13 protein-coding genes, 2 tRNA genes and 2 other RNA genes are annotated in these 13,503 nt (G+C 57.9%); 8 read left to right on the top strand and 9 right to left on the bottom strand.

All coding sequences use genetic code 11. From position 1 onward, the window contains the following. The first annotated feature begins 52 nt into the window (after positions 1 to 52). Genes selD through ACK3CV_RS14240 form a run of 4 tightly spaced genes read left to right on the top strand, consistent with a single transcriptional unit; the run spans position 53 to position 4,432 of the window. Entirely contained in the window at positions 53 to 1,096 is a 1,044-nt protein-coding gene (selD, locus tag ACK3CV_RS14255) for a selenide, water dikinase SelD (RefSeq protein WP_164038913.1), read from the top strand. Further along, the gene (gene mnmH / locus ACK3CV_RS14250; protein ID WP_164038910.1) at positions 1,096 to 2,214 is read left to right on the top strand and encodes a tRNA 2-selenouridine(34) synthase MnmH; all 1,119 of its coding nucleotides are present in this window, start codon (positions 1,096 to 1,098) and stop codon (positions 2,212 to 2,214) included. Before selD ends, mnmH begins: the two co-directional genes overlap by 1 nt. Continuing rightward, positions 2,214 to 4,139, top strand: a complete 1,926-nt coding sequence (locus tag ACK3CV_RS14245; protein ID WP_164038908.1) for a DNA topoisomerase III — start codon at positions 2,214 to 2,216, stop codon at positions 4,137 to 4,139. Before mnmH ends, ACK3CV_RS14245 begins: the two co-directional genes overlap by 1 nt. Beyond that, complete coding sequence (locus ACK3CV_RS14240) at positions 4,136 to 4,432, top strand: YnjH family protein (protein ID WP_033647604.1); 297 nt, start codon at positions 4,136 to 4,138, stop codon at positions 4,430 to 4,432. Before ACK3CV_RS14245 ends, ACK3CV_RS14240 begins: the two co-directional genes overlap by 4 nt. Before the next feature lie 21 nt (positions 4,433 to 4,453). Here ACK3CV_RS14240 and ACK3CV_RS14235 read toward each other — a convergent pair whose 3' ends face one another. The 9 genes from ACK3CV_RS14235 to ACK3CV_RS14195 form a co-directional block, all read right to left on the bottom strand. Then, positions 4,454 to 4,855, bottom strand: coding sequence for a pyrimidine (deoxy)nucleoside triphosphate diphosphatase (locus tag ACK3CV_RS14235; RefSeq protein ID WP_164039048.1), 402 nt, complete (start codon positions 4,853 to 4,855; stop codon positions 4,454 to 4,456). Positions 4,856 to 4,899: 44 nt separating this feature from the next. Beyond that, the gene (gene xthA, locus ACK3CV_RS14230) at positions 4,900 to 5,706 is read right to left on the bottom strand and encodes an exodeoxyribonuclease III (RefSeq protein ID WP_164038906.1); all 807 of its coding nucleotides are present in this window, start codon (positions 5,704 to 5,706) and stop codon (positions 4,900 to 4,902) included. 101 nt (positions 5,707 to 5,807) lie between these two features. Next, complete coding sequence (locus ACK3CV_RS14225) at positions 5,808 to 6,380, bottom strand: LOG family protein (RefSeq protein WP_004932190.1); 573 nt, start codon at positions 6,378 to 6,380, stop codon at positions 5,808 to 5,810. Positions 6,381 to 6,559: 179 nt separating this feature from the next. Then, a non-coding RNA gene (locus tag ACK3CV_RS14220) (RtT sRNA) lies at positions 6,560 to 6,686 on the bottom strand. 47 nt (positions 6,687 to 6,733) lie between these two features. Then, a non-coding RNA gene (locus ACK3CV_RS14215) (RtT sRNA) lies at positions 6,734 to 6,860 on the bottom strand. Positions 6,861 to 6,907: 47 nt separating this feature from the next. Continuing rightward, positions 6,908 to 6,992 (bottom strand) — tRNA-Tyr (locus tag ACK3CV_RS14210). Positions 6,993 to 7,205: 213 nt separating this feature from the next. Next, positions 7,206 to 7,290: transfer RNA gene (locus ACK3CV_RS14205), tRNA-Tyr, on the bottom strand. 175 nt (positions 7,291 to 7,465) lie between these two features. Next, complete coding sequence (gene purU, locus ACK3CV_RS14200; protein WP_016927485.1) at positions 7,466 to 8,314, bottom strand: formyltetrahydrofolate deformylase; 849 nt, start codon at positions 8,312 to 8,314, stop codon at positions 7,466 to 7,468. A 68-nt stretch (positions 8,315 to 8,382) separates the two neighbouring features. Next, on the bottom strand, positions 8,383 to 8,847 hold the full coding sequence (locus ACK3CV_RS14195) for a YchJ family protein (RefSeq protein WP_126192640.1): 465 nt from the start codon (positions 8,845 to 8,847) through the stop codon (positions 8,383 to 8,385). A gap of 118 nt (positions 8,848 to 8,965) precedes the next feature. Between ACK3CV_RS14195 and rssA the strand changes: the two genes are divergently transcribed. The 4 genes from rssA (at position 8,966) to ACK3CV_RS14175 (ending at position 13,500) form a co-directional block, all read left to right on the top strand. Beyond that, positions 8,966 to 9,868: a patatin-like phospholipase RssA gene (gene rssA / locus ACK3CV_RS14190; protein WP_033634795.1), complete on the top strand. Its 903-nt coding sequence runs from the start codon at positions 8,966 to 8,968 to the stop codon at positions 9,866 to 9,868. Positions 9,869 to 9,971: 103 nt separating this feature from the next. Then, positions 9,972 to 10,985: a two-component system response regulator RssB gene (gene rssB / locus ACK3CV_RS14185; protein ID WP_033634794.1), complete on the top strand. Its 1,014-nt coding sequence runs from the start codon at positions 9,972 to 9,974 to the stop codon at positions 10,983 to 10,985. A 213-nt stretch (positions 10,986 to 11,198) separates the two neighbouring features. After that, positions 11,199 to 12,116 (top strand): UTP--glucose-1-phosphate uridylyltransferase GalU, encoded by a 918-nt coding sequence (galU, locus tag ACK3CV_RS14180; protein ID WP_164038902.1) that lies wholly within the window; start codon positions 11,199 to 11,201, stop codon positions 12,114 to 12,116. A gap of 40 nt (positions 12,117 to 12,156) precedes the next feature. Then, positions 12,157 to 13,500 carry a UDP-glucose dehydrogenase family protein gene (locus ACK3CV_RS14175; RefSeq protein ID WP_033634791.1) on the top strand — a complete coding sequence of 448 codons (1,344 nt, stop codon included), beginning with the start codon at positions 12,157 to 12,159 and terminating at the stop codon, positions 13,498 to 13,500. The last annotated feature ends 3 nt before the right edge of the window (positions 13,501 to 13,503 follow it).

The following is a 13,503-nucleotide window of genomic DNA, read 5'->3' as shown; positions in this document are numbered from 1 at the left end:
GGCAAGCGCTACCCTATGTTATCTTGAGTGCCGTTACCGAAGGGAGTGGACTATGACATCGCCAGCGATCCGTTTAACCCAGTACAGCCATGGCGCTGGCTGCGGCTGCAAAATCTCACCGAAAGTTCTCGAAACCATCTTGCACAGCGAGCGGGAAAAGTTTGTCGATCCGCGCCTGCTGGTCGGCAATGAAACCCGCGACGACGCGGCGGTGTACGACATCGGCAACGGCGTCGGCATCATCAGCACCACCGACTTTTTCATGCCGATCGTCGACGATCCGTTCGATTTCGGCCGCATTGCGGCCGCCAACGCCATCAGCGACGTGTATGCGATGGGCGGCAAACCGATCATGGCGATCGCCATTCTTGGCTGGCCGATCGCCAAGCTGCCGCCGGAGGTGGTGCAGCAGGTGATCGACGGCGGCCGTTTCGCCTGCCAGCAGGCGGGGATCGCGCTGGCCGGCGGCCATTCCATCGATGCGCCGGAACCTATTTTCGGCCTGGCGGTCACCGGCGTGGTCAATACCGAGCGGGTGAAGAAAAACAGCGCGGCACAGGCCGGGGCGAAACTCTATCTGACCAAGCCGCTGGGCATCGGCGTGCTCACGACCGCCGAGAAACAAAGCAAACTGCGCCCTGAGCATCAGGGCCTGGCGACCGAAGTGATGTGCCGCCTGAACAAGCCAGGCGCCGACTTTGCCGAGGTGGCGGGCGTCACGGCGATGACCGATATCACCGGTTTTGGCCTGCTGGGCCACCTGAGCGAGGTGTGCCAGGGCTCCGGTCTGCAGGCGACGGTCTGGTTCGATCGGGTGCCGAAGCTGCCGGACGTCGAGGCGTATATCGCCGAAGGCTGCGTGCCGGGCGGCACCGGGCGCAACTTCGACAGCTATGGCCATCTGGTGGGCGAGATGAGCGATTTGCAGCGCCAGCTGCTGTGCGATCCGCAAACCTCCGGCGGCTTGCTGTTGGCGGTATTGCCAGAGGCGGAAGCGCAGGTGCTGGCGATTGCCGGGCAGCACGGTATCACCCTCAACGCTATCGGTGAATTGCATGCCGCACAGACCGGGCAGCCACTGATCGAGGTTGTGTAGTGTCCCACATCCAAGGAAGGCCGGACAGCGACGATTACCGACGCATTTTCCTGCAGGACGTGCCGCTGATTGACGTGCGCGCACCGATCGAATTTCAGCAGGGCGCCTTCGCACAGGCGGTGAATTTACCGCTGATGATCGACAGCGAGCGCCAGGCGGTCGGCACCTGCTATAAGCAGCATGGGCAGCAGGCGGCGATCGCGCTCGGCCACAGCCTGGTGAACGGCAAACTGCGCGAACAGCGCACCGCCGCCTGGCTGGCGGCCTGCGCAGCGCGGCCCGAAGGTTATATTTACTGCTTCCGCGGCGGGCTGCGCTCGCAGCTGGTGCAGCAATGGCTGCACGAGGCCGGCGTGAGTTATCCGCGTATCACTGGCGGTTATAAGGCGCTGCGCAATTATCTGCTCGGTGTACTGACGCAAAGCGCGGCATTGCCGATGGCCCTGGTGGGCGGCAATACCGGCAGCGGCAAGACGCTGCTGGTCAACGAACTGGCCGACGGCGTCGATCTGGAAGGCGCGGCGCGCCATCGCGGTTCATCTTTTGGCCGAACGCTGGCGGGGCAGAGCTCGCAGATAGATTTTGAGAATCGTCTGGCTGTGTTATTGCTGAAAAAACAGCATGGTGGCAGCCGCCGTTGGGTGCTGGAAGACGAAGGGCGGATCATCGGCAGCAACAATCTGCCGTTGCCGTTGTTCAACGGCATGCAGCAGGCGCCGGTGGCGGTGATCGACGATCCGTTCGATATTCGTCTGGCGCGTCTGCAGGCCGAATATATCGACGGTATGCGCGAACAGTTCGAACAGGCCTATGGTATGGAAGAGGGCTGGCGGCAGTACGACGACTATTTGCATCATGGCCTGTTCGCCATCCGCCGCCGTTTGGGTCTGGAGCGCTTCCAGCAGTTGACGCAGCGGCTGGAGGCGGCGCTGCGGGCTCAGCGCCTCAGTGGCCAGGGCGACGCGCACCGCGAATGGTTGGCGCCTCTGTTGCAGCAGTACTACGATCCGATGTATTGCTATCAGTTGGAAAAGAAAGCCCAGCGGATCGTCTTCCGTGGGAACTATGCAGAAGTAAGAGAATTCTTGATGACGTTCAGCCAGAAAAACGGTGATTAATGCGACTGTTCATAGCCGAGAAACCGAGTTTGGCGCGCGCCATTGCCGACGTCTTGCCCAAGCCGCATCGCCGCGGCGACGGCTATATCGCCTGTGGCAACAACGACGTGGTGACCTGGTGCGTCGGCCACCTGCTGGAGCAGGCCCAGCCTGACGCCTATGACAGCCGCTATGCGCGCTGGTCGTTGGCGGATCTGCCAATCATCCCCGAAAAATGGCGCTTACAGCCACGCCCTTCGGTCAGCAAACAGCTCAACGCCATTAAAAAGCTGCTGCACGAAGCCGATGAAGTGGTTCACGCCGGTGACCCGGATCGCGAGGGGCAACTGCTGGTGGATGAGGTGCTGGACTACCTGGATTTGACGGCGGAGAAGCGCCAGAACGTGCGCCGCTGTCTGATCAACGATCTCAATCCGCAGGCGGTGGAGCGTGCTGTCGAGCGTCTGCGCGACAACCGTGATTTCATTCCGTTGTGCGTGTCTGCGCTGGCGCGTTCGCGCGCCGACTGGCTGTACGGCATCAATATGACCCGCGCCTACACGCTGCTGGGCCGCAACGCCGGTTACGACGGCGTGCTGTCGGTGGGCAGGGTGCAGACCCCGGTGCTCGGATTGGTGGTGCGCCGCGACGAAGAGATCGAAAACTTCGTGCCAAAAGACTTCTTTGAGGTCAAGGCGCACATCGTCACGCCGAAAGAAGAACGCTTTGTGGCGCTGTGGCAACCCAGCGAGTCCTGCGAACCTTATCAGGATGAAGAGGGGCGTTTGCTGCACCGGCCGTTGGCGGAGCACGTGGTCAAGCGCATCGAGGGCCAGCCGGCCCTGGTCACGGCCTATAATGATAAACGGGAATCAGATACCGCGCCGCTGCCGTTCTCGCTCTCTACGCTGCAAATCGAGGCGGCCCGGCGCTATAACCTCAGCGCGCAACAGGTGCTGGACGTTTGCCAGCGGCTGTACGAAACCCACAAATTGATCACCTATCCGCGTTCCGACTGCCGCTATCTGCCGGAAGAGCATTTTGCCGGCCGCCACGCGGTGCTGAACGCCATCAGCGTGCACCAACCCGAGCTGTATCCGCAGCCGGTGATCGACAGCGATCGCCGCAACCGCTGCTGGGACGATAAAAAGGTCGATGCGCACCACGCCATCATTCCCACCGCCCGCGCCGGCAAGGTCAATCTGACGCAGGATGAACGGAATGTGTATGGGCTGGTGGCGCGCCAGTACTTGATGCAGTTCTGTCCGGATGCGGTGTTCCGCAAATGCGTGATCGAGCTGGATATCGCCGGCGGCAAATTCATCGCCAAGGCGCGTTTCCTGGCGGAGGCCGGTTGGCGTACGCTGCTGGGCAGCAAGGAGCGCGACGAGGAAAACGAAGGCGCGCCGCTGCCGGTGGTGGCCAAGGACGATGAGCTGCTGTGCGAGCGCGGTGAAGTGGTGGAGCGCCAGACGCAGCCGCCGCGGCCGTTTACCGACGCCAGCCTGTTGTCGGCCATGACCGGCATCGCGCGGTTCGTACAAGATAAAGCGTTAAAGAAAATCCTGCGGGCGACCGATGGTTTAGGTACGGAAGCGACGCGAGCGGGGATCATCGAATTGCTGTTCAAACGGGCGTTTCTGTACAAGAAGGGGCGCTATATTCACTCCAGCGAAACCGGGCGCGCGTTGATTCACTCGCTGCCGGATCTTGCTGCGCGTCCTGATATGACGGCCAACTGGGAAGCTACGCTGACGCAAATCAGCGAGAAATCCTGCCGCTATCAGGACTTTATGCAGCCGTTGGTCGGCACGCTGCAAGAGCTGATTTATCAGGCCAAGCAGAGCCGGGCGAGCATGGCGTTTCGTGGGTTGCCGCCGCCGCCTTCCAGCGGGGGCAAAAAACGCAGGAAAAGCGCCGGCAAGGCGCAGGAGAAGAGTGAATGAAGCATGGACTCAGTGGGGTTTTAGTCGCCGCAGTCTTGGCGTTTTCCGGCCTGGCCGCCGCCAATCGCGGCGATGTGGACGTGGTTTTGCCGGTTTCGCCGGAGATTTGGGGCACGGCCAAAAACGGCGTCAACCCGCCGCCGGCGCAGCCCTGCAACCGCTGTTGCGTCTACCAGAACCAGAATTATTCCGAAGGGGCGGTGCTCAAAGTCGAAGGGGAAGTGCTGCAGTGCGTGCGTGAGCCTAACACCATCGGCACCAACCCCTTGATTTGGGTGCGATTGAAGAAGTGACGATGTAACCTATCGCCGCGCTCAGCGCGCATCGCCTTGCGCGGCGATATAGTCCGCCAGCAGTGGAACGTCGGCGGGCGCCAGGGCGTATTCCTGCGCCTGTTGCGGCGTGACCCAGACCAGCGCCGAGTGGCAGCGCTGTTGCAATTCACCGGAGAACGCCGCGACTCGCCAGGCGTGCAGCCGGATGAGGCGTTCGCCTTGCTGCCACTGATTGCTGCCCACATAGTCGCCGATACGGGCGCAAATTCCCAATTCTTCATCCAGCTCGCGCGCCAGCGCTTCTGGCTGGCTTTCGCCCGTTTCAACCTTGCCGCCGGGAAACTCCCACAGACCGGCCTGATCGCTGCCTGTGCCGCGCTGGGCCAGTAAAATGCGGCCGTTCTGTTCCAGAATGGCGGCTACCACGTCGATAATTTTCATTGGCTTCACAGAGTAAAACCCCGGCGAGCGCCGGGGTGATGGGATTACAGCGTAAATTCCGCCCACACCGGCGCATGGTCGGAAGGTTTTTCCATGCTGCGGGTTTGGTAATCGATGCCGGTGGCGATGCAGCGCGAAGCCAGTGGGGTGCTGGCCAGCAGCAGATCGATACGCAGGCCGCGGTTGTCGTCGAACCCTTTGGAGCGGTAGTCGAACCACGAGAATTCGTCGCTGCGCCCCGGGTTGGCGTGGCGATAGGTGTCTACCAGGCCCCAATTCAGCAGGCGATCCATCCATTCGCGCTCTTCCGGCAGGAAGGAACACTTGCCGGTGCGCAGCCAGCGTTTGCGGCTGTCTTCGCCGATGCCAATGTCATAATCGCTTGGGCTGATGTTCATGTCACCCATAATCAACACCGGGGATTCAGCCGACAGCTGCTGCTCCAGGTAGTTTTGCAGATCCTGATAAAAGCGTGTTTTAGCCGGGAATTTGATCGGGTGGTCGCGGCTTTCACCTTGCGGGAAGTAGCCGTTGATCACCGTCAGCGTGCCCTGCGGCGTAGCCAGATCGGCCATGATGATGCGACGCTGCGCATCTTCTTCATCGGTCGGGAAACCGCGGCGCACGGCCAGAGGCTCCGCTTTGGTCAGCAGCGCTACGCCGTAATGGCCTTTTTGCCCGTGATAGAACACGTGATAGCCGTGCTGGCTGACTTCTTCCAGCGGGAACATGTCGTCGTGAACTTTCGTTTCTTGCAGACCGATCACGTCGGGCTGGTGCTGTTCGATAATTGCCGCCAGCTGATGCGGACGCGCGCGCAGTCCATTGATATTAAAAGAGACAAACTTCATGAGCGGTGCCGTTTTCACGAGAAAAATGTGCTGTGATAGTAGCAGAGTTTGGCGGGAAATGTAACGCAGACAGCGGCGGGACCGCTGGCTGCGCAGCGGCTTTATTTCGCCCAGCGGTCGTAATTTTTGGGTTGATAGTCGTCAAACTGTTGCAGCAGCGTTTGCGCCGATTCACTGATGTGCAGGGTGCCGAGGTAGTCGTGGCGCATAAAGCCCTGATCGGCGACGTGCTCGAGGAACTGGCTCAGCGGGCGGTAGAACCCGTTGACGTTGAGCAGGCCGACCGGTTTGTTGTGATAGCCGATTTGCCCCCAGGTCCAGATTTCAAACAGCTCTTCCAACGTGCCGATGCCGCCGGGCAGGGCGATAAAACTGTCCGCCAGCGCCGCCATACGGGCTTTGCGCGTGTGCATATCCGGCACCACCTCCAATTCAGTCAGGCCGCGATGCGCGGTTTCCGCTTCAACCAGGCGCTCGGGGATAATGCCGACAGCTTCACCGCCCGCCGCCAACACCGCGTCCGCCACGATCCCCATCAATCCTTTTTTGCCGCCGCCGTAGATTAAACGGCGCCCCTGTGCGGCCAGCAGCTGCCCCAGTTGACGAGCCTGCTCGGCATAAGCGGGATTGACGCCTTCGCTGGCGCCACAAAAAACGCAAATATTGTTTCGCATCCACCTGTTCCTTACTGCACTAAAGAAGCCAGTGGTATAGCGAATTGTCGGTCTTAGTTCAAGTTACGGTTGGATGAGAGCAAACAAAACGGCTGGGTGAAAGCGGTGAATAAGGGAAGATAGCTTGAGTTTTATTGGTGCGAGGATAATGAGTCGATTTGGAAATGTTCTGCAAGAGATGGTGGTGGGGGAAGGATAATTCGTCGCTGCGCGACTCACCCTGCGGGCCGCGCTGAAGCGCGTTGTCTCACTGCGTGAGACTCGAACCTTGTCGAAGCTTCTCATCCTTCCCCAGTGCGGAGCATTATGGGGGCGATGTGCTTTAAGTTTATTTGGGGTTTTCTATAAAGAGATGGTGGTGGGGGAAGGATAATTCGTCGCTGCGCGACTCACCCTGCGGGCCGCGCTGAAGCGCATTGTCTCACTGCGTGAGACTCGAGCCTTATCGAAGCTTCTCATCCTTCCCCAGTGCGGAGCATTATGGGTGCGATGTGCTTTAAGTTTATTTGGGATTTTCTATAAAGAGATGGTGGTGGGGGAAGGATTCGAACCTTCGAAGTCTGTGACGGCAGATTTACAGTCTGCTCCCTTTGGCCGCTCGGGAACCCCACCATGGTATTCATGGATTTACAAATTGTCGTTCCAGTTTTATCTGGAAGAAACCTGGCCGGTTTCTTTACTGCGTCTTCGCTCCTGGCGGAGAGAAGATGGTGGTGGGGGAAGGATTATTCGTCACTTCGTTCCTCACCCTTCGGGCCGCGCTAAAGCACGTTATCCTTCCCTTTCTGATTCGCTTTAACCCAATGCGTATCAGCAACGAAAAGATGGTGGTGGGGGAAGGATTCGAACCTTCGAAGTCTGTGACGGCAGATTTACAGTCTGCTCCCTTTGGCCGCTCGGGAACCCCACCATATACATGGCTATTTAACTGGCCTTGCTTGCGAGAGCGCTGTCTCGGTAAGCGGGGCGCATCATATCAAATGAAGCGGATGTGTAAAGCATTGAAATGCAGAAAATGAATCGTTTGCCGTTTTTTTATTCTTGGCGGTGCATCCCTGAACGAAATGCACCGATTTATTGAGCGATTAGAGAATAACGGTGCGGTTGCCGTAGACGAAGACGCGCTGCGCCAGCACCTGATACAGCGCGCGGCTAAGCACGTTTTTCTCCACGTCGCGGCCGGCGCGCATCATATCCTCGGCGGAGTAGGTGTGATCGACGTGGATCACGTCCTGCATGATGATCGGGCCTTCGTCGAGATTGTCGTTAACGTAGTGGGCGGTGGCGCCGATGATTTTTACCCCGCGCTCATAGGCCTGGTGATAAGGGCGCGCGCCGATAAACGCCGGCAGGAACGAATGGTGAATGTTGATCACCTGATTCGGGTAATGTTGCACGAAGGCCGGGGTCAGCACGCGCATATATTTGGCCAGCACCACGTAATCCGGCTGATATTGATCGATCTTGGCCGTCATTTCGCGGTCATGCTGTTCACGCGTCAGGCCTTCGTGGCTCACCAGATGGAAAGGAATATCGAAACGCTCCACCAGCGATTGCAGCGTGTCGTGGTTGCCGATCACGGCGGCGATTTCAACGTCGAGGCCGCCATAGGCGCTTTTCATCAGCAGATCGCCCAGGCAGTGGGCCTCTTTGGTGACCAGCACCACGATGCGCCGGCGCCCGGTGCTGTGCAGCTCACGCAGCGAACCTTCCGGCAGCGCGCTGTCCAGATCGGCCAGCAGCGTGTTGTCGTTGAAAATGCCTTCCAGCTCGGTGCGCATGAAGAAACGCCCGGTGCGGTGATCGACAAACTCATTATTCTGCACGATGTTGAGTTCGTGCTTGTAACAGATGTTGGTGATCTTGGCGATCAGCCCTTTGGCGTCCGGGCAGATGGTGCGTAACACTTTCCGTTGTACATTTTGGTGTGGCATGGGTTTGAGGATCCTGTCTGATACTGAACGGCCTGTCTGCGCAGGCGTAAACGTGAAGCGCCGGCCGGCTAGCGCCCGCAGCACTTCTTGTATTTTTTCCCTGAGCCACAGGGACACATCGCATTTCTGCCGGGCTGGGGTTTGGTGCCGTCGATATAATACCAACGTTGATCGCGACGAAGGAAGCGCGAGCGCTCATGCATCGCCTGTGGTTCGCCGCTTTCGCCATCGATAAAGCGGGCGATGAATTCGACGAAGCCTTCATCCGGCTCATGACCGGCTTTCTCTTCCACGATCGTCAGGCCTAACCATTCGGTATTTTTAAAGCTGTCGACGATTGCATTGCGCCACGCTTCGGCGCCGCAGTCGGGGTGCCAGGTGGCGATCAGATAGTCGACGTTATGACTCACGTAGGCGGTGAAGCGTGAACGCATCAGCTGACCGGGCGTGGGCGCCGGCTGATTGCCGCTGATAAAAGGGGCGCAGCACGCGTTATACGCCAGTCCGCTGCCGCATGGGCATGATTCGGGCAAAATAACTCCTGAGAACACGAGGCAGAAAATGAATTTAGCGCATATGTTACCTAACAATATTCGTCAGTGACAATCTACCCTGAAAGCAGAGAACACCTTTCACCGCGAGGATGGCGCTATGCGGCAAATCAAGATCGGACTGGCGCTGGGGGCGGGCTCGGCCAAAGGCTGGGCGCACATCGGCGTGATTAATGCGATAAAGAAACTGGGGATTGAGGTTGATATCGTGGCCGGTTGCTCCGTCGGCGCGTTGGTGGGGGCGGCGTTCGCCAGCCATCGTCTGCCGGCGATGGAGCAGTGGGTGCGATCGTTCAGCTATTGGGACGTGATTCGCCTGATGGATTTTTCCTGGCACCGTGGCGGCCTGTTGCGCGGCGAGCGGGTGTTTAACGCCGTCGGACAGTTGTTGAAGATCAATGATATCGCCGAATGTGCGCTGAAGTTCGGCGCCGTGACGACCAATCTCAGCACCGGGCGTGAGCTGTGGCTGACCGAAGGCGATATTCATCAGGCGATACGCGCCTCCTGCAGCATGCCTGGCCTGTTGGCACCGGTGTGGGCCGACGGCTATTGGCTGGTGGATGGCGCGGTGGTCAATCCCGTGCCGGTGTCGCTTTGCCGCGCCATGGGCGCCGATATCGTCATCGCGGTCGATCTGCAGCATGACGCGCACCTGATGCAGCAGGATCTGTTCTCGATACGTATCGAGGAAGAAAGCCCGGACGATGCGCCAGCGGCCACCTGGCGCGGGCGTCTGCGGGAGCGCATCGGCAGAATGCGGCAGCGCAAACCGGCGGCGGCGCCCACGGCGATGGAGGTCATGGGTACCTCGATTCAAATGCTGGAAAATCGCCTGAAACGCAACCGGATGGCGAGCGATCCGCCGGATGTGCTGATTCAACCTTTTTGCCCGCAAATCTCGACGCTGGATTTCCACCGTGCCAATGAAGCGATCGAAGCGGGATTGCTGGCGGTGGAAAAACAACTGGATCGGTTGTTGCCGTTGATAAAAAATAGATAATTCTCGGTTCTCGGTTGGCATTGCGCGGTCAGTCTGTTTCAGACGAGCATAAGTGACCTTTTTGAGCCACTATTACACTATGGAAAGGGACGAGGCTCGGCTGATGGCATTACCACTTACTCACAAGCGCATCTTGATCGTTGAGGACGAACAGGTTTTTCGTTCGGTGCTGGTCGGTTATTTGGCCTCGCTGGGCGCTGAAACCGGCGAGGCGACCAACGGTTTACAGGCGTTGAGTGCCGTCGATGACTTCAAGCCGGATCTGATTCTGTGCGATCTCGCGATGCCGGAAATGGGCGGTATCGAATTCGTTGAACACCTGCGTTTGCAGGGGGTACAGATCCCGGTGCTGGTGATCTCGGCCACCGACAAGATGGCTGACATCGCCAAGGTGCTGCGGTTGGGCGTGCAGGATGTGCTGCTCAAGCCGCTGACCGATCTCAACCGCCTGCGTGAAGCGGTGCTGGCGTGCTTATACCCCAATATGTTCACCTCCCAGGCGATTGAAGAGGTTGAACTGTTTCAGGATTGGGACGCGCTGAGCAAAAATCCTTCCGAAGCCGTCAAACTGCTTAAACAATTGCAGCCGCCGGTACAGCAGACCATTGCGCATTGCCGGATCAACTATCGGCAGTTAACCACCGGCGAAAATCCCGGCCTGGTGCTGGATATCGCCGCCTTGTCAGAAAAGGATCTGGCATTCTATTGTCTGGACGTCACGCGCGCCGGCGATAATGGCGTATTGGCGGCTTTGCTGTTGCGCGCGTTATTTAATGGGCTGCTGCAAGATCATCTGGCTAATCAACAGCATCGTCTGCCGCAAATGTCGGCATTGTTAAAGCAGGTTAATCAATTATTGCGGCAGGGGAAATTAGACGGTCAATTCCCTCTGTTGTTGGGATATTATCACGCCGAAAATAAAAACCTGATCCTGGTTTCCGCCGGGCTGCATGCCAACGTCAATACCGGTGACAATCAAATCCAGCTGAACAACGGCGTGCCGCTGGGGACGCTGGGAGCTACCTACATGAATCAGATCAGTCAGCGCTGTGCCGCCTGGCAGTGTCAGGTATGGGGCAGCGGTGGCCGATTGCGGCTGATGCTCAGCGCTGAATAACAGGCAGCGATCGGCGAGATCTTAAGCTATTCACTTATCGGTAATTAAACCGTTTATTTATTCTCCCGATTATCCGAACGGGTAATAGTCCTAAATGTTTTCTATTTGTGTTCCGGCTAATGCTCGGCGCGTATAAGCTGGTATACTCCGAAGGTTTTTTTATATCGAGCCCAAGCTCATAAAATGAGCGCTTTAGCTTTAAGAGAGGAAATAATGCCTGCTGTAAATCGCAAAGTCAGAAAAGCCGTGATCCCGGTTGCAGGCTTGGGTACGCGGATGTTGCCGGCCACCAAAGCCATTCCGAAAGAAATGCTGCCGCTGGTTGATAAACCGCTGATCCAATACGTCGTCAATGAGTGCATTGCGGCGGGGATTAACGAGATTGTGCTGGTCACCCACTCCTCCAAGAACTCGATCGAAAACCATTTTGATACCAGTTTCGAACTCGAAGCGATGCTGGAAAAACGCGTCAAGCGCCAATTGCTGGATGAAGTGCAGTCGATCTGCCCGAAAGGCGTTACCGTGATGCAGGTTCGTCAGGGCAATGCCAAAGGCCTGGGGCACGCAATTATGTGTGCCTACCCGATGGTGGGCGATGAGCCGGTCGCGGTGGTGCTTCCTGACGTGATCCTCGACGAATACAGCGCCGATCCGAAAAAAGACAACCTGCACGAAATGCTGCAGCGTTTCGAAACCACCGGCGTCAGCCAAATCATGGTTGAACCCGTGCCGCATAAGGATGTCGGAAACTACGGCGTAGCCGACTGCAAGGGCGTCGATCTGCAACCGGGCGAAAGCGCGCCGATGGTCAGCGTGGTCGAGAAGCCGTCGCCGGATAAAGCGCCTTCCAACCTGGCGATTGTCGGGCGTTACGTGTTGTCCGCCGATATTTGGCCGCTGTTGTCGAAAACGCCTCCAGGCGCCGGCGATGAAATTCAGCTGACTGACAGCATCGAAATGCTGATGCAGCAGGAAACGGTGGAAGCGTATCACCTGAAAGGCGTGAGCCATGACTGCGGTAACAAACTGGGTTACATGCAGGCGTTTGTAGAGTACGGCATGCGTCATGCCAGCTTGGGCAAAGAATTTTCTCAGTGGCTGCAACAGGTTGTTGCCGCTGACAAGAAGTAATTTGATCTTTCGTCTTAATTTGAAAAACTAGGATTTTCACATGAAAGTAACAGTTTTTGGTATTGGTTATGTGGGGCTGGTACAGGCCGCGGTGCTGGCTGAAGTTGGCCATGACGTTATGTGCATCGATGTTGATGAGCGAAAAGTCGAAAACCTGAAAAAAGGGAATATCCCGATTTTTGAGCCGGGCCTGGCGCCGCTGGTGCAGCAAAACTATGAGGCCGGGCGCCTGCATTTCACCACCGATGCCAAAGCGGGCGTGGCGCACGGGAATATCCAGTTTATCGCCGTCGGCACGCCGCCGGATGAGGACGGCTCCGCCGATCTGAAATATGTCACCGCGGTGGCGCGCACCATCGCCGAGCACATGACCGATCGCAAAGTGGTGATCGACAAATCCACCGTGCCGGTCGGCACGGCGGACAAGGTGCGTCAGGTGATGGCGGAAACGCTGGCTAAGCGCGGCAGCAACGTGCCGTTCGACGTGGTGTCCAACCCTGAATTCCTGAAGGAAGGCGCTGCGGTGGCTGACTGCATGCGCCCTGAGCGCATCGTGATCGGTACCGATAATAAAGAGGTGATCGAACCTATTCGTGAGCTGTACGAGCCGTTTAACCGCAATCACGATCGTATGATCATGATGGATATCCGCAGCGCGGAGCTGACCAAATACGCCGCCAACTGCATGTTGGCGACCAAAATCAGCTTTATGAACGAAATGTCCAACCTGGCGGAAATGTTGGGCGCGGACATCGAGAAAGTGCGTCAGGGCATCGGTTCCGATTCACGCATCGGCTATCACTTCATCTACCCTGGCTGTGGCTACGGTGGCTCTTGCTTCCCGAAAGATGTGCAGGCCTTGATCCGCACAGCGGAGCAGATCGGTTACCAACCGAAGCTGTTGCAGGCGGTAGAGCAGGTCAACTACCAACAGAAAGACAAGCTGAGCAGCTTTATCAAAGACTATTTCGGCAGCGATTTGAAGGGCAAAACCTTCGCACTGTGGGGCCTGGCGTTCAAGCCGAATACCGATGACATGCGTGAAGCCTCCAGCCGCGTGCTGATGGAGCAACTGTGGGCTGCCGGCGCCACCGTTCAAGCCTACGATCCGGAAGCGATGAACGAAGTTCAGCGCATCTATGGCCAGCGTGACGATCTGAAACTGATGGGCACCAAAGAGGCTGCGTTGCACGGCGCCGATGCGCTGGTGATTTGTACCGAATGGCAGAATTTCCGCGCGCCGGACTTCGACGTGATCAAGGGTGCGTTGAAACAGCCGGTGATCTTCGATGGACGTAACCTGTACGATCCGGAGCGTTTGGCGAATCGTGGCTTTACCTACTATGCGATTGGCCGCGGCGCATCGATTAAACCGGTTATTTAAGGA

The sequence above is a fragment of the Serratia sp. TSO36 genome (assembly GCF_057808395.1).
The sequence above is the reverse complement of the archived record's forward strand: the minus strand, read 5'-3'. Positions and strand labels throughout refer to the sequence as shown.